This is a genomic window from Nitrosospira sp. Nsp18 (assembly GCF_900103145.1).
Taxonomy (GTDB): domain Bacteria; phylum Pseudomonadota; class Gammaproteobacteria; order Burkholderiales; family Nitrosomonadaceae; genus Nitrosospira.
This window is the reverse complement of the sequence record NZ_FMWY01000014.1, coordinates 18,887-41,430: the sequence shown is the minus strand read 5'-3', so window position 1 is coordinate 41,430 and position 22,544 is coordinate 18,887. Positions and strand designations below refer to the sequence as shown.

Annotated in this window: 18 protein-coding genes; 10 read left to right on the top strand and 8 right to left on the bottom strand. The window is 53.3% G+C overall.

The features are described from left to right. Nucleotides 1-12: 12 nt before the first annotated feature. Both lpdA and BLS94_RS08120 read left to right on the top strand, forming a co-directional pair. Nucleotides 13-1,830 carry a dihydrolipoyl dehydrogenase gene (gene lpdA / locus BLS94_RS08125; RefSeq protein WP_090959472.1) on the top strand — a complete coding sequence of 606 codons (1,818 nt, stop codon included), beginning with the start codon at nucleotides 13-15 and terminating at the stop codon, nucleotides 1,828-1,830. Between the two features lie 163 nt (nucleotides 1,831-1,993). Further along, complete coding sequence (locus tag BLS94_RS08120; RefSeq protein ID WP_090959469.1) at nucleotides 1,994-2,413, top strand: DCC1-like thiol-disulfide oxidoreductase family protein; 420 nt, start codon at nucleotides 1,994-1,996, stop codon at nucleotides 2,411-2,413. 55 nt (nucleotides 2,414-2,468) lie between these two features. Here BLS94_RS08120 and rsmA read toward each other — a convergent pair whose 3' ends face one another. From rsmA to BLS94_RS08100, 4 genes are all read right to left on the bottom strand, one after another. Beyond that, the gene (gene rsmA, locus BLS94_RS08115; RefSeq protein WP_371130251.1) at nucleotides 2,469-3,236 is read right to left on the bottom strand and encodes a 16S rRNA (adenine(1518)-N(6)/adenine(1519)-N(6))-dimethyltransferase RsmA; all 768 of its coding nucleotides are present in this window, start codon (nucleotides 3,234-3,236) and stop codon (nucleotides 2,469-2,471) included. Between the two features lie 56 nt (nucleotides 3,237-3,292). Then, nucleotides 3,293-4,273, bottom strand: a complete 981-nt coding sequence (gene pdxA / locus BLS94_RS08110) for a 4-hydroxythreonine-4-phosphate dehydrogenase PdxA (protein ID WP_090959461.1) — start codon at nucleotides 4,271-4,273, stop codon at nucleotides 3,293-3,295. 19 nt (nucleotides 4,274-4,292) lie between these two features. After that, complete coding sequence (locus BLS94_RS08105) at nucleotides 4,293-5,633, bottom strand: peptidylprolyl isomerase (RefSeq protein ID WP_090959458.1); 1,341 nt, start codon at nucleotides 5,631-5,633, stop codon at nucleotides 4,293-4,295. 75 nt (nucleotides 5,634-5,708) lie between these two features. After that, nucleotides 5,709-8,249 (bottom strand): LPS-assembly protein LptD, encoded by a 2,541-nt coding sequence (locus tag BLS94_RS08100; RefSeq protein WP_256325341.1) that lies wholly within the window; start codon nucleotides 8,247-8,249, stop codon nucleotides 5,709-5,711. A gap of 194 nt (nucleotides 8,250-8,443) precedes the next feature. Between BLS94_RS08100 and BLS94_RS14885 the strand changes: the two genes are divergently transcribed. Beyond that, nucleotides 8,444-8,686, top strand: a complete 243-nt coding sequence (locus BLS94_RS14885) for a hypothetical protein (protein ID WP_176767829.1) — start codon at nucleotides 8,444-8,446, stop codon at nucleotides 8,684-8,686. Nucleotides 8,687-8,904: 218 nt separating this feature from the next. On the opposite strand, the gene BLS94_RS14880 is transcribed toward BLS94_RS14885, so the two are convergent. Beyond that, nucleotides 8,905-9,090 (bottom strand): hypothetical protein, encoded by a 186-nt coding sequence (locus tag BLS94_RS14880; protein ID WP_176767828.1) that lies wholly within the window; start codon nucleotides 9,088-9,090, stop codon nucleotides 8,905-8,907. On the opposite strand from BLS94_RS14880, the gene mpl reads away from it, so the two are divergent. Then, on the top strand, nucleotides 9,016-10,377 hold the full coding sequence (gene mpl / locus BLS94_RS08095) for a UDP-N-acetylmuramate:L-alanyl-gamma-D-glutamyl-meso-diaminopimelate ligase (protein WP_090959453.1): 1,362 nt from the start codon (nucleotides 9,016-9,018) through the stop codon (nucleotides 10,375-10,377). The two genes, BLS94_RS14880 and mpl, sit on opposite strands and share 75 nt — an antisense overlap. Nucleotides 10,378-10,407: 30 nt before the next feature. Here the strand turns inward: mpl and BLS94_RS08090 are convergent, their stop codons facing one another. Beyond that, complete coding sequence (locus BLS94_RS08090; protein ID WP_090959450.1) at nucleotides 10,408-10,929, bottom strand: DUF3617 domain-containing protein; 522 nt, start codon at nucleotides 10,927-10,929, stop codon at nucleotides 10,408-10,410. A 386-nt stretch (nucleotides 10,930-11,315) separates the two neighbouring features. Here BLS94_RS08090 and BLS94_RS08085 point away from each other — a divergent pair, with 386 nt between their 5' ends. Next, complete coding sequence (locus BLS94_RS08085; RefSeq protein ID WP_176767831.1) at nucleotides 11,316-11,984, top strand: ankyrin repeat domain-containing protein; 669 nt, start codon at nucleotides 11,316-11,318, stop codon at nucleotides 11,982-11,984. Between the two features lie 91 nt (nucleotides 11,985-12,075). Here BLS94_RS08085 and BLS94_RS08080 read toward each other — a convergent pair whose 3' ends face one another. Next, complete coding sequence (locus BLS94_RS08080; RefSeq protein ID WP_090959444.1) at nucleotides 12,076-13,353, bottom strand: cytochrome P450; 1,278 nt, start codon at nucleotides 13,351-13,353, stop codon at nucleotides 12,076-12,078. Nucleotides 13,354-13,411: 58 nt separating this feature from the next. Further along, nucleotides 13,412-15,604: a di-heme-cytochrome C peroxidase gene (locus tag BLS94_RS08075; protein ID WP_305367566.1), complete on the bottom strand. Its 2,193-nt coding sequence runs from the start codon at nucleotides 15,602-15,604 to the stop codon at nucleotides 13,412-13,414. Between the two features lie 645 nt (nucleotides 15,605-16,249). Here BLS94_RS08075 and BLS94_RS08070 point away from each other — a divergent pair. From BLS94_RS08070 to mgtE, 5 genes are all read left to right on the top strand, one after another. Continuing rightward, on the top strand, nucleotides 16,250-18,103 hold the full coding sequence (locus BLS94_RS08070) for a ribonuclease catalytic domain-containing protein (protein ID WP_090959441.1): 1,854 nt from the start codon (nucleotides 16,250-16,252) through the stop codon (nucleotides 18,101-18,103). A 197-nt stretch (nucleotides 18,104-18,300) separates the two neighbouring features. Then, nucleotides 18,301-19,182, top strand: coding sequence for an energy transducer TonB (locus BLS94_RS08065; RefSeq protein WP_090959438.1), 882 nt, complete (start codon nucleotides 18,301-18,303; stop codon nucleotides 19,180-19,182). Between the two features lie 64 nt (nucleotides 19,183-19,246). Then, on the top strand, nucleotides 19,247-20,083 hold the full coding sequence (gene aroE / locus BLS94_RS08060) for a shikimate dehydrogenase (RefSeq protein ID WP_090959435.1): 837 nt from the start codon (nucleotides 19,247-19,249) through the stop codon (nucleotides 20,081-20,083). A gap of 24 nt (nucleotides 20,084-20,107) precedes the next feature. Then, entirely contained in the window at nucleotides 20,108-20,800 is a 693-nt protein-coding gene (mtgA, locus tag BLS94_RS08055) for a monofunctional biosynthetic peptidoglycan transglycosylase (RefSeq protein ID WP_072766533.1), read from the top strand. A 287-nt stretch (nucleotides 20,801-21,087) separates the two neighbouring features. Beyond that, the gene (gene mgtE / locus BLS94_RS08045) at nucleotides 21,088-22,533 is read left to right on the top strand and encodes a magnesium transporter (protein ID WP_090959428.1); all 1,446 of its coding nucleotides are present in this window, start codon (nucleotides 21,088-21,090) and stop codon (nucleotides 22,531-22,533) included. Nucleotides 22,534-22,544: the final 11 nt, after the last annotated feature.

The window sequence follows — 22,544 nt, the reverse complement described above, 5'->3', positions numbered from 1 at the left end:
ATCAAGGTTTTCATGGCTCAACTTATCGAAATCAAAATCCCCGATATCGGTGACTTCAAGGATGTTCCCGTTATCGAAATCCTGGTGAAACCGAGCGAGACGGTGGAAAAGGAAACGCCGCTTATCACGCTCGAAACCGAAAAGGCGGCGATGGAAATTCCTTCGCCTCAAGCCGGCATTGTGAAGGAAATCAACGTCAAGCTCGGCGATAAGGTTTCAGAAGGATCAGTCATATTGATGCTGGAGGCGGCGGCATCAGCGACGGGGACAGCTGAGCTGAACAAAAAAGCTTCTCCGGACTCCACGCTTGCTCTGGAAAAGGACGAAGGAAAGCGTGGTGCACCCGTTGTCGTCCACCCGGAACCTACAGCAGACAATTCCACCACCGCCGTGCCGCGCGGCGACATCCATGCCGATATCGTGGTGCTGGGCGCGGGCCCGGGCGGCTACACCGCTGCGTTTCGCGCCGCCGATCTTGGCAAGAAAGTGGTATTGATCGAGCGTTACCCAACGCTGGGCGGCGTGTGCCTCAATGTCGGCTGTATTCCTTCCAAGGCGCTGCTGCATGTGGCAAAAGTTATTACCGATGCCGAGGAAACGGCTCAGCAGGGCATTGTTTTCGGCAAGCCCGGCATAGAAATAGACAAGCTGCGAAAATGGAAGGATTCCATCACCGGCAAGCTCACAAAAGGATTGTCGGGGCTCGCGCAGAAGCGCAAGGTCGAGGTTGTGCGAGGCATCGGCACGTTCATGTCGCCCAATATGATGCAGGTGGAAACAGCCGACGGTCAGAAAAATGTGTCGTTTGAACATTGCATTATTGCCGCGGGCTCAAGCGCGGCACGCATTCCCGGTTTCCCATATGATGATCCCCGCATCGTCGATTCAACCGGCGCATTGAAGCTGGAGGAAATTCCAAAGCGCATGCTCATCATTGGCGGTGGCATAATCGGCCTGGAAATGGCGACGGTTTATGACGCGCTGGGTTCGAAAGTGAGCGTGGTCGAATTGATGGATCAATTGATTCCTGGCGCGGATTCGGACCTTATCAAACCGCTGCACAAACGCATACAGAAGCGCTATGAAGCCATCTATCTGAAAACCAGGGTTACCGGAATCGAGTCCCAAGAAAATGGACTGAAAGTTACATTTGAGGGACTGAACTCAAGCGCTACGCCAGAGCCGCAAACATACGACCGCATTCTCATGGCGGTAGGTCGCCGTCCCAACGGACGCGATATCGGTGCCGAGCGTGCCGGCGTCAACGTGAGTGAGCGCGGCTTCATTTCGGTGGATAAGCAGTTGCGCACCAATGTGCCGCATATTTTCGCAATCGGCGACATCGTCGGTGAACCCATGCTGGCGCACAAAGCCTCGCACGAAGGCAAGCTTGCCGCGGAAATCATTGTCGGCGGAGAAAAAATGAAAAATGCGGTATTCGACGCACGCGCAATTCCGTCGGTGGCTTACACCGATCCGGAAATTGCCTGGATGGGATTAACCGAAACGGAAGCTAAAAAGCAGGGCGTGGAATACGAAAAGGCGGCGTTCCACTGGGCCGCAAGCGGCCGGGCACTTGCCATGGCGCGTGATGAAGGCTTGACCAAGCTATTGCTGGACAAGAAAACCCGCCGCATTCTCGGCGCTGGCATAGTAGGCGTCAACGCGGGCGAACTGATCTCCGAAACCGTGCTGGGGCTGGAAATGGGCGCAGATATGGAAGATATCGGCCTCACCATTCATCCGCATCCGACCCTATCTGAAACGGTGTTTTTTGCAGCTGAGATTGCAGAAGGGACGATAACTGATCTTTATATGCCGAAGAGGTGATACGACAACCATCCGACGGCGAATGCAAGGGGTGACGTACCGGTGGAGCGTAATCTCGCAAATCAATCGAGTCTTATTTCCCTGATCCATTCTGATCTGCAGAGCGTTGCCATTCGCCGCAATACTTCCATCAATTCTGTCGATGCTGGGCTGAGCAGTGGGAATGAAAACTTTTCACGGCTTGATCGGCATTGATTCGGCCGCCGAGCCAAAGAATATTCGTATCTACTACGATGGTGCGTGCCCGTTTTGCAACAGTTACGTCAGGCTGCTTCGGATACGTGCCTCGTTCAACGTGGAACTGATCGACGCTCGCGAATACCCGCTTGTGGCACGACAATTCGGAGCGGAGGGAATGAACTTGAACACGGGTATGATCGTCGAAATCGGTTCTGCCCGCTATCAGGGGGCTGCTGCAATCCGGTTTCTTGCATTGATCGATACCCCAGGGAATGCCTTCAATTGGATCAACTACCACCTCTTCAGGTACAAGTGGGTAGCGAAATGCCTCTATCCAATCATGCGATGCGCCCGTTCCATGATTCTTGCGGTCACTCGGCGTGGCTTTATTCGAGATGACTGAGCTATCTTCGGTGACGACAAGTAAATCTATGAGGCCGGGGTTTGCATTATGGAAGCTATCGTTCCCCCAGGCGGTCTGCAATCGCTACAAACTGCTCCACCGACAAATTCTCCGCCCGTGAAATGGGATCGATATCCAGCGCCAGATAATCCTCCGGCTTGAGATGGGCGTGCAGCGTATTGCGCAAGGTTTTGCGCCGCTGCGAAAAGGCGGCGGAAACAATACCTGCAAATAACCTTTCCTTGCTGGCTTCAATCAGTGATTCCCCACGTGGGATTATGCGAACAACCGCCGACTCCACCTTTGGGGCGGGGTGGAAACATTCGGGTGGGACGATGAAGAGTTGTTCCATCTGGAAGCGACATTGCAGCATCACCGAAAGTCGTCCGTAATCCGGAGTGGAGGGTGCAGCCACCATGCGTGCGACCACTTCCTTTTGCAGCATGAAATGCATGTCCTGTATATTGCCCGCAAATTTACTTAAATGAAAAAGGATAGGCGTGGAAATATTGTAGGGAAGGTTTCCAACAACCCGCAGATTTTCTCCCAGAGCGGCAAAATCGAATTCCAATGCATCGGCCGAATAAACCGTCAACTTCTTTTCAGAAAACTCCCGGCGCAAACGCTCGACGATATCGCGGTCAATTTCCACGACTTGTAAATGATCGAGCGATTGCAACAAGGGCCGCGTCAATGCGCCCAGTCCCGGTCCGATCTCTACCAGCAGGTCGGCCCTGGAAGGATGGATAGCGCGGACTATATCCATTACGATCTGGGAATCAACCAGAAAATTCTGGCCGAAGCGCTTACGGGGAATGTGCATGATTTATCCGGCAACGCGGATGCGCGCGCGCAGGCCGACGCTATCCTTCGAAGATTCTATTTCCGATTTCCAGCTAACATCGCGGCCATTTCAATTGCCGCGATCAAACTGCCCGGATCGGCGCGGCCGGTTCCTGCCAGGTCAAGTGCAGTGCCATGGTCAACCGAAGTGCGGATGAGGGGCAGTCCCAATGTCACGTTTACAGCGCTGCCAAAGCTCGCGTACTTCAGCACCGGTAGGCCCTGGTCGTGATACATCACGAATATGCAGTCGTAATTCTTCAGCTTTGGTGGATTAAACAGGGTATCAGCTGGCAGCGGACCGATCAAATCCATGCCCTCGGCGCGCAGCTTATCCAGCGCCGGAATAATGGTTTCTATCTCTTCTCTGCCAAGATGACCTGATTCACCCGCATGAGGATTCAGTCCGGCTACGGCGATACGCGGCAGGGGAATTGCAAAGCGTGCGATCAAATCATGCCAAATGATGCGCAGTTTCTGCTCCAGCATTTCGCGCGTGATCGCCGCAGCCACATCCTTAAGGGGCAAATGGGTAGTTGCCAGCGTTACGCGCATGCCGCCGCCAACGAGCATCATTACTACCCGGCTTTTGGTCAGTTGTGCCAGGTACTCCGTGTGGCCCGTGAAGGCGATGCCAGCATCGTTTATGATGCCTTTATGTACCGGGCCGGTTACCATTGCATTGAATTCACCATTGCCGCATCCCTCAACGGCGCGTTCCAGCGTTTTTAGCACGTAGCGCGCATTGGCTGATTCAAGTTTTCCGGGGGTCGGCCGTTTGGCCAGCGGTACGTGCAGTACCTGCAACCGGCCAGTCTTGTGCTTAACCTCAATGTCGGGCGAGTAGTCCATCATCTTCAGCGGGAGCTGTAGCAGCCGGGCGCGCTCCCGCAACAAATGACGATCAGCAATGACAACCAGATTGTATGGCAAATCCAGTTGAGCCATTTGCACACACAGATCGGGACCGATCCCCGCGGGTTCTCCCGCGGTGAGAGCAAGCTTCAGCCCTTCCATCCCGTCAAGGGGCGTGGTTTTATTCAGCGGCGTGCCGATCCTGTCCTTCCTCCAGCCGATATTCGACGTACGCGCGATCACGCAACCGCTGCAGCCAATCCTGAAACGCTTCGTCCGCTTTGCGCGTTCGGATGGACTGGCGTGCCGTTTGCCGCTGTCGCTCCTGGCTGACATCCTGCGAGCGGCGCGCAAGAACCTGGATCAAATGCCAGCCAAACGGGGACTGTACCGGTTCACTAACCTGATTGGGTTCAAGGGCGTTCATGGCCTGTTCGAATTCCGGTACGGTGTCGCCTGGCGAGACCCAGCCCAGATCACCTCCAGAGGAGGATGCGGAATCTTCAGAATGAAGTTTCGCCAGTTCCTCAAAACTGCCGCCATGGTCCAAGCGCTCTTTCAACTCGGATACCCGCCGTCTCGCGTCGGCTTCAGATGTAAGCTCGCTGATTTTTACAAGAATGTGGCGAACATGGGTCTGATCCACCACTGTTACGGCGCCTTGCGGACTGCGGCGGTCGACCAGTTTGAGAATATGAAACCCACCCGGGCTTGGAACGATCGGTGTGATTCCGCCGGGTTTCATCGGGGTCAGCAGCTCGGAAAATTTTTTCGTTAATTGGGCAGCGGGCCGCCAGTCAAGTAACCCGCCCGTCATCGCATCGGGAGCGTCGGAGTATTCTGCGGCGACCTGGGCAAATTCAGTGCCGTTCTTCAAGAGCGCCAGGGCGGCTTCCGCTCGCAGCCGCCGAGCTTCGGTTTGTGAGGGGGTTGCGTTCTCAGATATCGTTACCAGAATATGCGCAATGCGATATTCATCATTATTTCCGGACGAAATTTCCTGGGTTTCCAGATAATTATCTACCTCCCCTTCTGACACGCTTACCCGGTTACTTACCTCGCGTTCTTTCAGTCGCACCAAGATGATCTCATCGCGGATTTCATCCCGAAATCTATTGAAAGAGACGCCATCCTGCTCGAGCGCGCTGGTAAATTCCGTTAATGACATCTTGTTTTCCTGCGCGATGCGGCGCAGCGTTTGATCGAGCTCAGTATCGCTTACTGTCAAGCCGGTTTCTTTCGCGAGTTGTAACTGCACCCGATTGACGATAATACGGTCCAGAATCTGCTTTTCGAGAATGGCGGGTGGAGGAGGCTGCACGCCCTGCTTCTGCAACTGTTTGAGCGTGGCGCTGAGCACCTCGTCCAGTTCGTGGCGCGTAATCACGTTTTCATTCACAACCGCGACAATATGATCGATGGTCTCAACGCTGCCTGAATGGGCGTGCTGCTGGGCAACAATCATTCCAGTGGCCAGCAATGCCATCAGGACAGGGGGACGCAACAAAAATTTCGTACCCATGTGAATAAGCGCTATCAGAGAATATAGAGGGATGAAATGACGCTTACGCGAAGAATAACGGTGCAGGACCCCCGTTTATGGACTTTCCATGAGACTGTTTCCCGGGACACCCGTTTTGGTATACCCCGGAATGCTGCGTTGCAGGACATTTAGCGGGTTCGATCCGATTTGCATCAGCCCGTTCAACTCGAGCTGCAAAAAAGCCGCCGTCGTGGTTTTCTGGGTTGCGGTGATGAGATGCTGGAGTACGAACCGCAACGACCAGCAGCACGCATTATACTCAAGTCCCGCCAGTCCTTCCAGAATTCTCTGATCCTGCAGCGAGTAATTCAGACGCGCGACAGTTTGCCATTTTTCCGACCAACGCCACTGGCTTGAGGCATCAACCTGATGCAGCACGTCACGCGTAAACCGATAACCGACATTGACTACCCTGCCAGGCTCGGGGCGATAGCTCAAGCCTGAGCGTACGACGTCGACCATGAACTGGGTCTGGTCATATTGCACGCTTGAATCGGTACTGATTGTCGGCGTTATAAACCCCGTCACCGCAGCAACAAAATCCGGGCGACGGTTTATCGTTCCTGGCGCCTCCAATACTATCCTGCGATCAATGAAGCTCAGCTGCTGGCCAACGGTGACACGCACCACTTCCCTGCCCGAGCTGGGCGCGATCAGGCGCGATGTGAGCGCCAACGTCACCTGATTCGCATCATTAATGCGGTCGCTGCCGCTAAAGCGGTTTTCGGTCAACATCTGAGCGAAGCTGAAGTCCGTCCTGGCGGAGTCGAAGTTGGGCAGATGGCTCTGGTCGCGAAACGGCACATATACGTAGAACAAGCGTGGCTCGAGCGTTTGAGTGAAGCGCTCGCCCCCCAGCGATATCCCGCGGTCAAACGCAATCCCGCTGTCGACGCTGAACATCGGGATGGTACGATTAGGATTCGAATCCGGCGACGCGGTAGCGTCGAGGTTATATCGGGTATGGTGTACCCCGATCTTCGGGGTGATGTAGCCAAATGAGTTGCGAAGAGGGTAGCTAACGCTGGGAAAGAGCACCAGGCGAGTGCCGTTTATTTGCGTGGGATGCGAAAAATTTGACCAGCTGCCGATAAGATTCAGGTCCATGCCGAAAACATCCGGTTTGTTCGCGGCGACTGTGAACTGGGGCAGGCGCTTGTACGGGACGGCAATAGGCGCGCGAGGATCCTGAATAGTCTGAAAGCTTTGTACCAACGAGCTGAAATTCAGCGTGCCATCGTCTCCCAAGGCGCGGTTGTAGGACACTATGCCCTGCTGCAACAGATTGGTCCGGGAAGTGAGGTTCAGGCTGTTGCCCAGATCGCGGAAATAGGTGTCATCGGAAACCTGGTTATAGTCTATTCGGGTGGAGAAGCCGTAGCCCAGGTTATAGTTATGGAAGAGGGACGTGCGCCAGCGGGTTTGCCCGGTGCTCAGGTCGCGCGGCAATACGTCAGCCAATAAAGTGCCGTTTGAGTTCTCGCCCAGATAGCGTAACTCGTTGTTAAATGCGACGCCACGCTTGGACATCAGGCGTGCCGAGACTGTCGCATCATAGTTGGGGGCAATATTCCAGTAGAAAGGCACAGTGAGTTCAAGGCCGGTTTTGGCATTGACACCGTACAAGGGAGCAAGCAAGCCGGACTTGCGCTGTCCGCTATATGAAAAATCCATCCAGGGCGTATACAATATGGGAACGTCCAGAAATGTGAGTTTAACCGCTCTGGCCGTGCCTTTTTTTGTCTTATCGTCGAGCTTGAGATTGGCCACCTGAAGAAACCAGTCGTCGTCCCCGGCCGGGCATGTGGTATAGGTTGCCTTTTTTAGCCGATATTGGTTCTCGCCCTCAAAGAGCAGCGTCTCGGCATAGCCCCGGCTGCTGGCATCTTTCAAGCGATAGTTGGGCTGGCTCAACTGTCCCGTTTTGCTCAATAGGTTGAACTTGAGCTGCGAGCCCTCCAATATATCGCCGCGTTGTTCGACACGCACGCTGCCTTCGGCCTCCGCATCGTCCGTCTCCTGATTGTATTTCAATCGCTCGGCGGAGATGAGCTGATCACCGTTAGACAGCTCAGCCTTGCCTATCGCCTCGATTTCCTTGCCTGAGTGCCCTTGTACTCGCTCAGCTGCAACGAATACAGGTTTGGTTTTTTTTGCTGCTGTGTCCATTTCGGCCGTCGCCACTTCGACCTCAGCCTCGGGCTCGGCTTGTCCTCCGAGCCGCAGTTTTGCTTCACCCTCCTGTGCCAGGTGTCCATGGATATGTTGAGCCTCGGTAAAAGTCGAAGCGCTTTTATCCGGCCTGGCGCCAGCCGCTACGCTGGCGGAGCCCGGCCGTGTGCTGCCGCGCAGCCTGGCTTCATCTTCTTCCGCCATATGACCTGATGGGCGCCCAGTTCGGGCGCGAGCAGTCTCGTTTTCACCCATTTCCGTTTCTATGGACGAGCCGCCCAAAGCAGACTCATTTTCTTCTGCCGGTGATCGTGTATAGTTCTGCTTCGGCCTGGATTGAGCGCCTTCCGCGGCGCTACCGGGTTGTTCAATGGATGCGTTAGTTCCGAGTGCCTTATCATCGGTTTTTTGACGACCTTTCATTTGTTCGGCTGAGCGCAGACGGTCACGCCGCAGCTCAGCCTCGCCCCTGGCTTCAGCCTCATATTCATGGCGGCCCTGTATGTGTTCTGTGTCGATAAGCGAAGGCTTGTTGTCACTGGTTGTGCGGGCGGGGGGCGCTGTGCTTTCGGACGTGCTTTTGGAGGCAGGCGACGGCGTATCTGCGCGCGCATCATATGCAAGGCAAAATAAAAGAACTGACCAGCAAATGGGGCGGGAAAAACGCGATTTCATTTGAGGATATTCAGCCTGAAGAGGAAATCTTCTTGATACGGATGAATTTCCGTTTTCAGATTTATAAGTCTCGTATTACAGATATCGAAGCGAGAGAGCACGTAGCGTATTTGAACCAGGCTTGTAAAAATCGAGGGATGCCTTGCATTGAGCCTGCGACTCAGCTGGCCTTGATGATGAGTTAACGGGGGACAAAGCTGTAAGTGTAACAAAAAACAGAAGATAAGCTATGCCGGCTAAGAGTAACAATATCCAAGCCCCGAGTCATCGGTTTGCAACGGAACCGCGAATGCAGCGTCATCGCACTTCGGGTATACGCCCCAAGCTCTTGTTAATGCATATGTCTGCATGAGAATATTTGCAGCATTGATTGGCTTGCCAGATTACTACGATACATTCCCATTCACTTTTTTTCACGAGGAGCGGTTGATTGCGCTTCAATTTTACGCTGCAAAGCACTGGTTGGCGCGTGTTCCTTTTCATTTTCATATTCACGAAATTCAGGGGCTAAGCTTTGCATATTCATATTCTCGGCATTTGCGGCACATTCATGGGCGGTATAGCGACGATCGCGCGAGCAGCCGGCCATAGAGTAACCGGCTGCGACGCGGGCGTGTATCCACCCATGAGTAGCCAACTCATTTCTCAAGGAATTGAGTTGATTGAAGGGTTTTCGCCGGAACAAATCCAACTGAATCCCGACCTGTTCGTAATTGGTAACGTAGTGACGCGCGGCAACCCGCTCATGGAGGAAATCCTCAACCGTGGCCTTCCCTATGTTTCGGGTCCCCAGTGGCTTTCGGATAATGTCTTGCGCGACAAATGGGTTCTGGCTGTTGCCGGCACGCACGGCAAGACGACCACGAGCGCAATGCTGGCATGGATCCTTGAATACGCGGGATTGGCGCCGGGGTTCCTCATTGGTGGCATACCGGAAAACTTCGGGTCATCCGCCAGACTGGGTAGTTCAAGCTTTTTTGTCATCGAGGCGGACGAATATGACACCGCTTTTTTCGATAAGCGCTCCAAGTTTGTCCACTTTCACCCAAGAACTGTAATACTCAATAATCTGGAGTTTGATCATGCGGACATCTTTGCTGATCTTGCCGCGATCGAGCAGCAGTTTCACCATCTAGTACGGATAGTTCCCGGCAACGGCCTTATCATCGCCAATGGCCGGGAAGAGAGCCTGGAGCGTGTGTTGAACCGGGGGTGCTGGACACCCGTGGAAAGGGTAGGGGTAGCAAGCGGTTGGCAGGCTGATATTCTCGCCGACGGCCAGGTCGCTATTTCTTTGATGGGCGAACCTCAGGGAACGCTGCATTGGCAATTGCTGGGCGAACACAACCGGATGAATGCGCTTGCTGCGTTGGCCGCTGCCCGCCACGCCGGTATCCCCGTAAATATTTCCATCAGTGCGCTACTGGAATTCAAGAACGTCAAGCGCCGGATGGAGGTCCGAGGTATGGTCGAGGGCATCGTCGTCTACGACGATTTTGCCCATCACCCCACAGCCATCCGGACAACGCTCCAGGGCCTGCGCGATAAGACGAGAGATGCTCGCATCATCGCAGTGCTGGAGCCTCGTTCCAACACGATGAAGATGGGTTTATGGAAAGACAGCCTGGCGGATAGCCTTGCGGCTGCGGACCTGGTGTTTAGCTATACGGCCAATCTGGGCTGGGATGTGAAAGAGGCGTTGGTTTCCCTGGGTGAGAAAGCCATATACCACGACGATCTGGGCGCGTTGATCGGAGCCATTACAGCTACCGCCACGCCCGGCGATCACATACTCATCATGAGCAACGGCGGTTTCGGCGGAATCCATGAAAAACTGCTGGTAGCTATGCGCGACCGTTACGGAGTGACGAGCTGACCAAAAAATCAGTGCCAGATAAGTGCGAGATCAATGCGCTGACCTCACCGTTCCACAACTTGCACTGATCCACCGGCCACTGGTATCCGCGTGCTCATTGACGGGATTATCTTGTACCGTACCATTAAATATGGTCCATCCAGAGAAGCGCTCGGGAGTAATAAATGTTCCTTCAGCTCGTCCGTTGCCTTTTAGTTGAGAATGGGTGCAGACGAGATCCATTTTGTAGCTGTTTTCTGCCCGAATCGCATTTTTGATGCTACAACCCGATTCCTGTACGTGAAAATAAGATGGAATTTCTTCATCCGCCATTTGCTGCGTAATGCAGACTCTGGATGTCGCCGCCCCATCCTGGATCTGAGGCATATCCAATCCATATTGCTTGGCCAAGCTGGTCAATTTCTGCATCTGCTCGGGCGGAATCTGGGGCACCAGCGCCAACAGCATTGACGTGGTTGTGACTTCCCATAATCCGGGACGGATATGATTTTCGGCAGCACTTGCAGCTGAGACTATCGACAGCAATGATAGTAATAAAAAGAGTTTTCGCATCAATTCCTTAAAAAAGATAATCCTGAATCTGCCCCGTAGCCAGCTCAGCCAGGAAGGTGAAGCTTAAGAGGTAAAAGGGTAAAAGGGTAAAAAACCTTCGGTTATAGCGCTTGGTTGGTGAATGATCCGAAAAATGAGCGGGCAACTGCCGGATTCGGGATAATATAACTTCGACATTTATTGAGCTGGACAAGTGTAGAGTATTGCCGTCAAAACTAAAAGGATGACTGTATTTTCGGATCAATTTACTTTGTCGGTACAGCAGGAGCCAGCGTTGTCGGTGCGCACGAGCCAGCGGAAAAATGAACGGAATAGGCGTGAACCGGAACGAGGGTAGCGCAACTATCATTCCTGCCGCAACTCGAATCAGGAATATGAGGGCTGGTATGAAAAACGAAATTGGAATAATCGGCAGAAGTTTCTCCATTTTTGGCGCGATGTTTTTATTGTGCACCGCGGCGAGTACGTGGGCGAATATAGATGAGGAAAGGCTTATTGCTGCATCCGGCAACGGTGATCTCTCTCGGGTCAAGACACTGCTCGCTGCAAAAGTCAATGTGAATGCCCGGGCGCCCGACGGTGTCACCGCCTTGATAGCGGCATCGCAGAACGGCTATGAAGAGGTGGTGCAATTGCTGATCGAAACCAGGGCAGATGTAAACGCAAAGACGCTCAACGGCACTACCGCGTTGATGCATGCTTCACAAAAAGGTCACCGGCAAGTAGTGCAGCAGCTGCTTTCCGCCAAGGCCGACGCGAATGCCAGGAGAGCCGATGGCGTTACCGTATTGATGCAGGCCGCACAGGAGGGGCAACGGCAGATCGTGCAAATGCTGCTCGCCGCCGGGGCCGATGTGGATGGTAGATTAGGCAATGGCGCTACCGCACTGATGCTTGCATCGCAGATCGGCCATACTGGGGTGGTGCAAACACTGCTTTCCGCCAAGGCCGATGTGAATGCGACAGCAGGTAACGGCGCAACAGCACTGATGCTGGCATCCAGGTATCGTCACCAGGATGTAGTAAAACTACTCAAGGATGCAGGAGCCCGATAACTACAGGTCTACGCCCGGCGCAGACCTTGTTCAACCTCACCGGCAGTCTTAACCGACAGATCGACCCCCGCTATCTCAGGATGACCATCCTTCATTGCACGGCCCAGGAAAGGTGATACTGTTCGGGGAAAGGGCCATCCTTATAGTCGATGGGGGCTTTAGCCGCAATGTTCCGCCGGATCAGGACCTGGCGTACCATCTCCGGGATCATGACCATGCCGACGTAGCGCCCCAGGCACTCATGGCTGCCGAAGCCGAAATGAAAATAGTTATACCAGTTACGCTTCGGGATAAACTCGTCTGGTGATTCGAACGCTCTCTCATCGAACATTGCCGACAAGGTTACCGGCAGCACATAGGTTCCCGCGCGAAGCAACGTTGCATGTTCCGTGCCCTTGGCTGCGGTATAGTCGCTTTCGCAAGTGCGGAACAAATAAGGCGTGATCGGCACGAAGCGTAGGGCCTCCCAGACGAAGCCATCGAATTCAGCGGTGTTTTCCTGCTGAGCAGCGGTTGTTGCCTTGGCGAGCCATTCCGGGCGGTCCAGCAGATATTGCATCACCTGCGCAACGGCCTGCGAGGTCGTCTCGATGGCGCCGATCAAAAGACCGCCCGCGTTAATCCCCAGGCGTTTGATATCAAAATCCAGTTGTTTTGGATAATCCGTGCGCAACATTCTGGTCACGATATCATCGTCCAGCCGAATGAGAGTCGAGAAGGTGAGTTGTTCAGCCTTTACTTGCAGCAAACGGCGAGCAATAAGTTCGACGATGAACTTGCCCAGTTCTTTGGAAGTTTCATTGTGACGGTCGATGATGTATTGGGATTTTTCCGGCGGCAGCGCGTCAAAAGGATGATTATGAAAGGTATCGCATTGGTTCCAGTAAGACCATTCGATTAAATCGGCCCGCTTTGCTCCGGTAAGCCCAAAATATTCCCGCACCAGGGTGGCAGGCACCATGCGGCAATAATTGCCGACCAACTCGATGTTTCCATGGGCATTGTCGAGTATCTCCCGGGAAACCTTGCCCACCATTTCGCGCACCGCGGGGAGATCATCGCGATTCAACATGCATTGCATCAAGGATTTTTCACGTGTATGCAGGGCATCATCATCGTGCATCATCAGGTAGTTGCCCATTTTTGGTGCGTAAGGCGCAACCGTGAATACCTTGGGCATGTTCAGGACTTCCCTGACATCGTCGAAGCGTGTGATCAATGTGCATTTCGACGTCACGAGAATCGGCCGCTTTTCGCGCAATTCCTTAAAAAACGGCAAGGGTTCCGTATCGATCCAACGGCGGACCAATCCAAATTTATCTGAATCGGCAGCGGCATCATATTGCTCCAGGTAATGACTTGCACTCATCGGTAGCTCCCTTATCGTTTGTATATAGCGAATGTCGAAAAATCAAAGCAGGTCCGGATCATAGCGTCTTCAAATATTCAAGCAGGTCGAGGCGGTCTTCCCTGGACATGGGATACAGGCATTTGCCTTTGATGGACTCATCTTCATCTTTGATCTTGTCGTTCGAACACAGGTCTCTATCCTTCTGGTCTACAGATCCATTAGACTCGTCGGCTACGCGTCTTGCCCCGTACTCATGCCCGGCATTGCTGTTTCCCTTGGTATAGTCTCCTGTCCTGTCGTCCCAGATTCCCTTGGTATTAAATGTAAAGCCTTCGTAACCGCTGCTTTTGAACCCGACCTTGTCGGGCTCGAATTCCCGCGATCCCACTACGAACTCATCAGGCCGGTATTCCCCGCCTTCGGGGTCTCCGGGTCGCTTTTTCGGCAGCAGCAAATCGTAGAGTGTAGGTACGGAACCATTATGCAGGTAAGGCGCAGTTGCCCAGATGCCGTTGAGCGGCCGGGCCTTGTACGATTTCAGCGAGGCAACCGGATTGGCTGTCGTGTCGGGGTCATAATCGCCGTGCTTGATCGAAGGTTTGATCTTATTATCACGAAACCCAGTCGCCAGATTATAGGCCCACTCGCCCCAACGCTGCAGGAACCACTTGTCCGGTTCGGGGTTGGCGACGACCCCTATTGTCGCTTTTGTCAGCAAGGCCGAAACCGGCGCGCGCTGATCGAGCAAAATGTCACCCACCCCACCGGCGCCAACATATAGATTTCGTTGTATGCCTGAGTAACCCTGGTAATTTACGCTGTTCTCAGCCATCTGGAGATCGGTACCGACATCGCGGGCCCTCGACATATGCGCCACAATGCGGCGATCAGGATCGTCGCGTTTGAGGTTGGTATGACAACTTACGCAATGCTGATTGAACAGCGATCTCCCCTTCACGAGACGAGCCTTGTCAATGGGCGGAAGAATATTTTCTGGCCACAGTGGAGATTGCAGGCTTAATAGGCGAGCCTCGATCCGGCGTAAATTCATTACATTAACGGAAGAGTCGTAGCTAATGTGCTTGCTGAACAAGCCTTGGCCGGTAATGAATGCCGGCAATGAAAATCCCTCTCTTTCGGTCCAATCCAAAGTGCCGAATACGCCAATCGCCTCTCCCGCGTTGCGAGCGATAGCCTTCAAGCCAGCATTTTCCGTTAGCCCATTCCATTGAACATAATCATGCTGAGGGGTGTCCCAAAGGAAAGGATAGCTGACGGGGGCATTAGGCATATTGAACAGCTTTGTCCTTAGCTTCCAGAGCGATTCGAGCGCATCCCGCCCTTTCTTCTCGTTCAAGGCTTTCATGAGATTTTCAACTATTCGATCACGCTGCTCTCCGCTTAGAACACGCACATTGTCAACATCGCGGAATAACGCGTCCAGTTCTTCTTCACTTAGCACCCCTTTTCTCATCACCATGGGGTCGCGCAATAACTCCCTGAGCGCTTTGACGTTTACGGTATGTTCCAACACCCGGTTATAGATTCGTCCAAATGCATCCAGCCGCGCATAGCCGTAATGTGTCGTACTGTAGTTGATCGTAATGTAATTGGTGAGACGCTGGATGTATTTTCTGAGATCAGCCTCGACTTCCGCCTCTGTTTTATAGTTTCCGCGCGCCAGGACGTTCTCCACGAACCGTTTCCGGGCTTCGCCATTTTCGAGGGTGGCTTTCATTGCGCGGATGATATCCGCCATGAACGTTTCCATATCAGCCCCTGCCGGACCGCCATCGATACGTATTCCCTTGCCCTTGTAGTTTATTTGCCCCGTGTGGCAGGCGGCGCAAGTCAGGCCTATGTAATCATGGCCTTTGTATGTATCCTTGACGAAGCCGACCGGCAGTGCATCGGGATTGCTGGAAGTTGTCTTCTGCGGCAGATAGCGGTAGCCATTCATGTTCTCATTGGATCGAAACGGTTCCGAGGTGCCTTTCTTTTCCAGTACCATGAAGAAATCATAGGGCATCATGTTCGATCCCTGCGTCACGCTGTAAAACCATAAGCTGTCGGCAGGCAGCCAGTTCTGGCTGGGAAGGTACTCCACTGTATTGAACTGATCGCCGAAAACGTCCTGCTTCACTGTGGTTGCGCCCCGGTCCGGGTCTTTGTCGAATGCTGCACAGGCAGGCAAAAGCGCGATCACGAGGATCAGCGCGGGAATGAAAAATGCGCGCCGTTTTTCTAACGCAGCAGAAGATTGGTTCACAATAGTCCCTTTACCGAGAATGAGAGGATGAGAATAAGAGTAACGCTCTAAGATAATTATAGTTTATATCCGCAAAATATCTGGCGCCAGGCGGTGGACTGCGCTGTTTAGCATAGCTCTAATCGCACAATCCGTAGAGTATGAAAATAATCAAGCTTGAAACCAGCTCAACAGGCGTCAGCGCATCTCGAATGATTGGGCGGATGAGTTCCAGCCGGATTTGATGGGCTTGAGCAAAGGAGGGGACGAGGCAACGGGTAGACTCCTCTCGTTTTTCCGTAACAGATGTGCCGACAGACGAACCGTTCCGGTACTGCCCCATCCGGGTCGAAGTAGAAGGAGATGCTCACTGTGCTAATATCCCTGACAATTTTCGTCATATAACGGATGCTTGAAAGAAAACTTTTGCCCCGAATTGCAGTCTAAGACTTGGGTATTTTATGTTTTCTCGGCACCCTGAATTGGCAGGCACCAAAAAGCGGCTGCCGCGCATTGGTATCATCGCCTATATTCTACCCAGGCGGAAGGTTCTTCCGAACCTCAAGAGGTGTTACGTTCCGGCTATAATTTGCCGGCGTTACAGAGCTGAACCGGTGCATTTGCGCTTCCTATAATTTTTAACGGCGTTGCTCCGCAAACTATTTCATGAATGTTTTTTACGAAGAGGAAGGCACTTTCAAGGTGGGTTCAATCCTTGCCGACAACACGACCTCGCTTCAAGTGGAGGCGCCTCACGGCAAGCGTGCAAAAATAAAAGCGGCTTCGGTGCTGCTTCGGTTTGACGCGCCCTCGCTGTCCGAATTCATGGATCTTGCCCAAAAGAAGGCGGAAGATCTGGACCCTGATTTTCTTTGGGAATGTTGCGAGATCGAGGCGGAGTTTGCCAGCGACGCGCTGGCTGCAGATTATTTCGGTCATGTCGCCACTCCCGAGGAAGCGGCGGCGGTGTTGATACGGCTGCACAGTGCGCCGATGTATTTTTACAAGAAGGGTCGCGGGCGCTACAAGGCTGCGCCACCAAAAGCGCTTGAGGCGGCGCTTGCAGGCCAGGAAAAAAGACGTCGCCAGGCGGAACAGCAGGCGCGCTATACGCAATTACTGAGCGAGTTCACATTACCGGAAGAATTCAAGCCGTTGCTATCCAGCCTGCTTTATCGTCCCGACAAGAATACAGTCGAGTGGAAAGCGCTTGAAGCCGCTTGTACTGCAAGCAAATTGAGCGTTTCCCAGTTGCTGGAGAAATGCGGTGCAATCCCCTCCACGCATGACTATCATCTCAACCGTTTTCTGCTGGAGCATTTTCCTGAAGGTACCGAGTTCGGGGCATTCGATTGCGGGGATCTGCACGTCCCGACGGATTTGCCCATTGCGGATGTGGCTGCCTTCAGTATAGATGACGTCACCACTACCGAAATTGACGACGCTTTTTCAGTTACCCCGCTGACGCTGGGGAGCGTCCGCATCGGTATCCACATCGCTGTCCCGACTTTGGGCATCGCGCCAGGTTCGCCGATGGATACCTTGGCGGCAGAGCGCCTTTCAACCGTATATATCCCAGGCCAGAAGATCACGATGTTTCCGGACGCCGTGATACAGCACTATACATTATGCGAAAAACGGTTGTGCCCGGTGGTTTCGATGTATCTCGACGTCGCCGATGACTTCACCGTTTTTGCCACAAGCAGCCGTATCGAACAAGTGAGGATTGCCGCTAACCTGAGACATGACACGCTGGAAGAACATTTTAACGAATCTACCCTGGCGGGGGGAAAGCTGGATTATCCTTTCGGAAAAGAGCTGCTGTCGCTCTGGAACTTCGCCCGCAAGGCGGAGGCGCTCCGGGGCAAGGCCAACGACAGCAATAATGAGCGAATCGATTACTGCTTCAGCGTCAAGGATGATCGTATCGATATCAGTCAGCGCCGGCGGGGCTCCCCGATTGACAAGGTGGTATCGGAATTGATGATTTACGTTAATTCCGAATGGGGCAAGCTGCTCGCAGACAATAGCGTTGCCGGCATTTATCGTAGCCAGGGTGGCGGCAAGGTTAAAATAAGTACCTCTCCCGCACCGCATCAGGCACTGGGCGTTTCGCAGTATGCCTGGATCAGTTCGCCTATGCGCCGCTATGTCGATTTCATTAATCAGCGTCAACTGGTTGCGCTATTGCGCGGAGAGACACCGCCTTACACAAGAGAGGGCGAGAGTCTGCAGACGTTCATGCGGGATTTCGAAGCGACTTATGAGGTTTACGGAGATTTTCAGCGCGCCATGGAGCGCTATTGGTGTCTGCGTTGGTTGTTGCAGGAAAATATCAGTACAACGGGGGCGCAGGTATTGAAAGAAAATCTGGTGAAGTTGGACCGTCTTCCACTGGTGGTACGGGTTGCTTCGTTACCGGAAGTGCCGCCTGAAACGAATATTGAAGTTGAGATTTCCAATATTGATTTGCTGGAACTCACTTTCAGCGCAAAATTCCTGAATAAACAAGAAGCATGAAGTTATTCTTGCATTCCATGTGACGAATGGGGTTTTATTGTTTAAAATGACGCCGGAAACGCCGAACTAGTCCATTTTTACCGTCGTGCCTTTCAGCTCGGGAATTATCCTGATGTTCCATAAAATCCGTTCCTCAACCTAGCGTCCGCACGGTTCCGAGATTGAGCGCCATTCCGAATATATCTGGTTTCGACACAATGGCAACTCACGGCTGGTTGCTGAATGGGTCCTCACGTCTGAAGCTGGCGCTATTGATATCCGTGGTCTGCCATGCAGCTGTTTTGTTCGGCATCAACTTCAAGTCTCCCCTTCCCAAGGATAGCAAAGCCGGTAACCCGCTGGAAGTGGTATTGGTGAACAGCAAGTCCGCGTCCAAGCCGAGCAAGGCAGATGCGTGGGCGCAGGCCAATCTGGAGGGTGGAGGCAATACCCGCAGCGATCGCGGGGCGAAAGCTCCATTTCCGCTTCCGCTAAAAAATAATCAAGCAGTGGAGACTGACACAGGCAGGCAAGAAACAGAGCAGCTTGAACAGGAAACGCAGCGGCTAATGACAGAGGCTGATAGCGATCAACTCATGTATCAGGCTGAGCCCCTTTTGGTGCAATCCGAACAGAGTCAGAACGCGGTTGACACCGCTGGGTTGGTTCAGCGAAGCCTTGAGATTGCACGGCTCGAAGCGCAGACCCCGGTGAATTATGAGGCTTATCAGCACCGCCTAAAGCGCAAATTCATCGGTGCCCGTACACAGGAATTCCGCTTCGCTCGTTATGCCGAAGATTGGCGCCTCAAAGTGGAACGGATCGGCAACCTTAACTACCCTGAAGCTGCCAGACGGGAGGGGCTTTATGGAAAACTGCAACTCACTGTTGGGATAAAGTCCGATGGCAGCCTTGAATCAATCGAAATAAACCGCTCATCGGGGAGAAAGGTTCTGGATGAAGCAGCGATACGCATCGTTAATCTGGCCGGGCAAAATGGGTTCGCTCCTTTCCCCCCCGATATCAGTCGAGATACCGACATCCTCCACATTACGCGTACCTGGGTATTTACCCGTTCGGACGAGTTGGCCAGCGAATGAACGGCGCGGGCCTCCATGCCTGCCGCTGTCCGTATATCTTTTTACCCTTTCAAGTGGTTGGCTAATGACCGATTTCTATGCCGTCATCGGCAACCCTGTTGCCCACAGCAAGTCACCGCTGATTCATGCCGAGTTTGCGCGGCAAACAGGTCAAGATATACATTACGAGGCCATTCTGGCGCCGACGGATGCGTTCGCCGCAACGATAGCGGGTTTCAGGGCGCGTGGAGGCAAAGGCGTGAACGTCACTGTTCCGTTCAAGCTTGAAGCCTGCGGTATTTCCACCCGCCTGACCGAGCGGGCAGAAGCGGCGGGGGCGGCGAACACGCTTGCGTTTGATGACAGCGGAATTTTCGGCGATAACACCGATGGTGCCGGATTATTACGTGACATCGTAACCAATCTGAAATTTTCACTTGCAGGCAGGCAGGTTCTGCTCATGGGCGCCGGGGGCGCGGCCCGCGGCGTAGTGTTGCCCCTATTGGAGCACAAGCCTTATCTGTTGACTGTCGCAAATCGTACCAGACAAAAAGCCGATACGTTGCAGCAGCTGTTTACGCGCCACGGAAATATCGTGTCTGCCGACTACGATGATCTGAACGAAACGAAATTTGATCTCGTCATTAACGCCACCTCCGCCAGCCTGGATGGTAAACTTCCAGCGCTGCCATCCGGCATTTTTTCCAGCGAATCGTTGGCTTACGACATGATGTACGGCAACGGGTATACCCCTTTTCTGCAATTTGCAAAGCAACAGGGCGCGGGTCATTTGGCTGATGGTATCGGCATGCTGGTGGAGCAGGCGGCGGAATCGTTCTTCCTGTGGCGTGGACTAAGACCACGAACGGAACCGGTAATTGAAATGCTCAGATCGCATGGGCGCGACAAGTTGAAAATATAAGGTTGCGGCAGCAAACGCATGAGAATGTTCTTCAAGCGCTGGTTCTGGCGCCTCTTTTTGCTGCTTGTCGGCATCGTCTTCACCTATCAATTCTGGATTTTCGGCCATGTCGTCTATTGGAATTCTTACAACCCTTCTTCCAGCGCTTTCATGGAAGATCGTTTGGCAGTATTACGGCAAGGAAATAGAACGGCGGTATTGCGTACACAATGGGTTCCTTACGAGCGAATTTCTCCCAATCTCAAGCGGGCGATCGTCGCTGCGGAGGACAGCAAATTCCTGGCGCATGAGGGGTTCGATTTCGATGCTATTCAGAACGCGTATCAGAAAAACGTGAAAAAGGGCAAGCTTGTTGCGGGAGGCTCCACCATCAGTCAGCAACTGGCAAAGAATTTATTTCTTTCCAGTGAAAAAACCCCGGGGCGCAAGATTCAAGAGGCCATCATCACCTTGATGCTGGAAAACGTGATGTCCAAACGCCGTATTCTGGAAATTTATCTGAACGTGATTGAATGGGGAAACGGAGTGTTCGGGGCGGGCGCTGCCATCCCCTACTATTACGGCGTTTCCGCTTCTTCGATTACTGCGGAACAAGCTGCTCGCCTCGCGGCCATGATTACCAACCCTCGCTTTTACGATAAGCACCGTAATACACCCTGGTTATCGAAGAAAACCGGGATCATCCTTAGCCGAATGGCATCGGCACAAATTCCCTGAAAATCTGAACAGGTTGGAAAGCTGGGGGCCTGTCGGATTTGAAGAATCGCAGCGAAAAAGTGACTGGGTGAGGACACACCTTGCGGATTTTGAAGGCCAATAGTTATTCTATTAGCCGAAAAAGCGGCGAAATATGAACCGGCCGCACGCTTTTGCAGCCGGTTTCTTCAAGTCCGGCAGGTTGCTGGGGGCCGGTAATGCTTATTTTGCGTTCTGCGTCCTCGCTGTCATAATATCCGACCCAATTTTCCCTACAATCAGGCCATCCTGTTCCAGGGCGACCCGTCATGACAAAAGCAAACAACCTCAGGGAAACAGAAAATCTGCAAGAGCATCTGCAACGGGTAACCTACTTGTTGCACGAGCACAGGCGGGCCGAAAGTCTTGCGCATGCCCAGGCAGCACCGTCAGACCGGGAATTCGAGGAAGAATGGCCGGATAAGCAAAATCTGGCTGAGCTGCAAAAGCTCCTGGACAAGCTACACCCCGCCGACATTGCGCACATTCTGGAGGCGATGCGGCTCGAAGACCGCCTTTTGATCTGGGACCTGGTCAACGCGGAGCGTGACGGCGAAATTCTTCTGGAAGTTTCGGACGCGGTACGTGAGACGCTGATCGCCACGATGGACAGGCGCGAGATGCGCGCCGCGGCAGAGCAGCTTGACGCTGACGAAATTGCCGACATCGCCTCCGATTTTCCACGTTATATTCTCGATGATGTATTCCAGTCGCTGCCGATGGAGGAGCGCGAGAAATTGCGCTCCGCCATGTCTTATTCAGAGGATTCGGTCGGCGCACTGATGGATTTTGACGTTGTGACTATTCGTGAGGATGTCACGCTGGAAGTGGTGCTGCGCTATTTGCGGCGGCTGGATGAATTGCCGGACCACACTGATCAATTATTCGTGGTGGATCGGGAAGAGTATCTCAAGGGCGTGCTACCGCTGAACCGCCTGTTGGTCAGCGATCCCGGCGCGCAGGTCGTTTCGGTGATGACCACCGAAATGACAGTGTTTCATCCCGATGAGAAGGCGCATCGGGCGGCGCAGGCGTTCGAGCGCTACGATCTGGTTTCGGCCCCCGTGGTAAATGCGGAAGATAAGCTTGTCGGGCGCGTGACTGTTAACGCGGTAATGGACTTTATCCGCGAGGAATCAGAAAGCGAGGCGCTGAGCCTGGCTGGCCTGCGACAGGAAGAGGATCTGTTTGCGCCGGTATGGAAAAGCTTGAAGAACCGCTGGACATGGCTAGCCATTAATCTGGTGACCGCTTTTATTGCCTCGCGCGTAATAGGCATATTTGAAGATTCGATTGAAAAACTGGTAGCGCTGGCGGCGCTGATGCCGATTATTGCCGGGGTCGGTGGCAATTCCGGCAATCAGACAATTACCATGATTGTGAGGGCGCTTGCCTTGGGGCAACTTGACCCAAGGAATGCCCGGATGCTGCTTGGCAAGGAAATCAGTTTGAGCGCAGTGAATGGCCTGATGTGGGGTAGCGTGGTAGGGATATTCGCTTTTCTTATTTACCGCAGCATTCCCCTCAGTCTGGTAATGATGTTGGCAATGATATTGAATTTACTGCTGGCAGCAACAGTGGGTGTGCTGATACCGCTGACCCTTCATAAATTTGGCCGCGACCCGGCGGCAGGCTCCAGCGTGATGATTACCGCCGTTACCGATAGTGGAGGTTTTTTTATTTTTCTGGGGCTGGCTACAATCTTTCTGGTGTAACAAATCCAGGA

Coding starts and splice junctions, on each gene's coding strand:
- mgtE (WP_090959428.1), top strand. CDS start 21,088: ATGACAAAAGCAAACAACCTCAGGGAAACAGAAAATCTGCAAGAGCAT.
- BLS94_RS08080 (WP_090959444.1), bottom strand. CDS start 13,353: ATGAGTGCAAGTCATTACCTGGAGCAATATGATGCCGCTGCCGATTCA.
- BLS94_RS14880 (WP_176767828.1), bottom strand. CDS start 9,090: ATGGCCGGCTGCTCGCGCGATCGTCGCTATACCGCCCATGAATGTGCC.
- BLS94_RS08100 (WP_256325341.1), bottom strand. CDS start 8,249: ATGAAAGGTCGTCAAAAAACCGATGATAAGGCACTCGGAACTAACGCA.
- pdxA (WP_090959461.1), bottom strand. CDS start 4,273: ATGGAAGGGCTGAAGCTTGCTCTCACCGCGGGAGAACCCGCGGGGATC.
- rsmA (WP_371130251.1), bottom strand. CDS start 3,236: ATGCACATTCCCCGTAAGCGCTTCGGCCAGAATTTTCTGGTTGATTCC.
- BLS94_RS08070 (WP_090959441.1), top strand. CDS start 16,250: ATGAATGTTTTTTACGAAGAGGAAGGCACTTTCAAGGTGGGTTCAATC.
- BLS94_RS08120 (WP_090959469.1), top strand. CDS start 1,994: ATGAAAACTTTTCACGGCTTGATCGGCATTGATTCGGCCGCCGAGCCA.
- mtgA (WP_072766533.1), top strand. CDS start 20,108: ATGTTCTTCAAGCGCTGGTTCTGGCGCCTCTTTTTGCTGCTTGTCGGC.
- BLS94_RS08105 (WP_090959458.1), bottom strand. CDS start 5,633: ATGGGTACGAAATTTTTGTTGCGTCCCCCTGTCCTGATGGCATTGCTG.
- BLS94_RS08065 (WP_090959438.1), top strand. CDS start 18,301: ATGGCAACTCACGGCTGGTTGCTGAATGGGTCCTCACGTCTGAAGCTG.
- BLS94_RS14885 (WP_176767829.1), top strand. CDS start 8,444: ATGCAAGGCAAAATAAAAGAACTGACCAGCAAATGGGGCGGGAAAAAC.
- BLS94_RS08090 (WP_090959450.1), bottom strand. CDS start 10,929: ATGCGAAAACTCTTTTTATTACTATCATTGCTGTCGATAGTCTCAGCT.
- BLS94_RS08085 (WP_176767831.1), top strand. CDS start 11,316: ATGAAAAACGAAATTGGAATAATCGGCAGAAGTTTCTCCATTTTTGGC.
- lpdA (WP_090959472.1), top strand. CDS start 13: ATGGCTCAACTTATCGAAATCAAAATCCCCGATATCGGTGACTTCAAG.
- aroE (WP_090959435.1), top strand. CDS start 19,247: ATGACCGATTTCTATGCCGTCATCGGCAACCCTGTTGCCCACAGCAAG.